The following is a 431-nucleotide window of genomic DNA, read 5'->3' as shown; positions in this document are numbered from 1 at the left end:
AAATCCCCTATTAATGATTCCCTGAAAGGATGTAATACTTCATCGGGTGTTTGCCGTGTATCTCTCACTGTTTTAAAATAGTTCTCTATAAACTCCTTTCCCACGCTTTTCTCAATACAGATCACCAGCACATGGGAAGCGGTGCCCACCTGTTTTTGATTATAGGAGGCAGCCATTAATTTTTGTTGCAGGGGTTTATTCTGAACCACTAATAGCTTTAGAGGCTGTAGACCGTAAGAGGTCGCAGTAAGGTTAAAAGCTCTTTTAAGGATCTCTATCTTTTCTGAAGAAAGAATTTTTTCGGGATCAAATTTCTTTGCTGCATATCGCCATTTTAAGGCGTTTATACTTTCCATCGTCAATATTTTTCACAAAGATAAGTCTCCCGGGGGGAGACTGCAAAAAAGAGTAAATAAAGAGAACAGGAGAAA

The 431-nt window shown here is 39.0% G+C and carries 1 protein-coding gene; it reads right to left on the bottom strand.

Features of this window, described 5'->3' with window-relative positions:
• Positions 1 to 356 (bottom strand): nitroreductase family protein (locus HC175_RS19045; protein ID WP_209310106.1); only part of this gene is annotated, 356 nt, incomplete at its 3' end.
• Positions 357 to 431 lie beyond the last annotated feature (75 nt).

This window comes from Salinimicrobium oceani (genome assembly GCF_012037645.1).
This window is presented reverse-complemented; position numbering and strand designations above follow the sequence as displayed.